We start from the raw sequence: 859 nt of genomic DNA, 5'->3' as shown, positions 1-859 counted from the left end.
AGAAGCTGTCCAAGATCTATGATTTTTGATATACTTCTATGTAAAAAGCGAGTTTAAGCTATGAAAAATTATCCCAGCAATATTACTCGGCAACAATTTGAATTAATTCGACCAGCTTTAGAAAATTTTCGTAAGCGAACTAAGCCTCGAAAATATGACCTCTACGAGGTCTTCTGTGCGGTCCTATATGTCTTGAAAACCGGTTGCCAATGGCGTCAAGTCCCCGGTGATTTCCCAGAATGGCGGTCAGTTTACAACTATTACAAAATTTGGTCAACTAAAGCTGAGCCTACGGCTGATTCTTTATTGGAACAAGTTTTAAAAAAATTGTCATTGCTCGGCGAACTTACCAAGGACGTTCAGCTTTAACTTCCTTTATTATCGTTGACGCTCAGAGCGTCAAAAACACCGCTACTGCTGAAAACAAAGGTTACGACGCTGGTAAGAAAATCTCGGGGATTAAGCGCCATCTGGCAGTTGATATCAATGGCTTTCCGCAGGCCATTCACATGACGCGAGCGAACGTCTCTGATCGAGACGGGGCCAGTGCAATGATCGCTTTACATGCCATGCATTTACGCCAGGTTCAAAATGTCTTAGTTGATGGTGGTTATTCAGGCGTTAATTTTCAGCTCGATGTAGCCAGTAATTTAAACGCAACCGTGCAGGTTGCGAAGCGCAATGAGTTGCATCGATTCGAAGTCATGCCCCAACGTTGGGTAGTCGAACGATCTTTTAGTTGGCTAGAGAATTGTCGGCGACTTTGGAAAAATTGTGAGCGTCAATTAACCACCAGTCTGCAAATGGTCGTTTTAGCGTTTTTAGCACTATTACTTAAGAGATTTTAGACAGCTTCTTA

General features: G+C 42.5%; 1 protein-coding gene. It reads left to right on the top strand.

Annotated elements, in window-relative coordinates:
* Window positions 1-60: 60 nt before the first annotated feature.
* Window positions 61-848, top strand: a protein-coding gene (locus FFM73_RS12570; RefSeq protein WP_080487858.1) for an IS5 family transposase whose coding sequence is annotated in 2 segments (ribosomal slippage) — window positions 61-319 and window positions 319-848 — 789 coding nt in all. Because the reading frame shifts where the segments join, the coding sequence is not laid out codon by codon here.
* Window positions 849-859 lie beyond the last annotated feature (11 nt).

Source organism: Secundilactobacillus hailunensis (assembly GCF_005405185.1).
In the GTDB taxonomy this organism is placed as follows: domain Bacteria; phylum Bacillota; class Bacilli; order Lactobacillales; family Lactobacillaceae; genus Secundilactobacillus; species Secundilactobacillus hailunensis.
The sequence above is the reverse complement of the archived record's forward strand: the minus strand, read 5'-3'. Positions and strand labels throughout refer to the sequence as shown.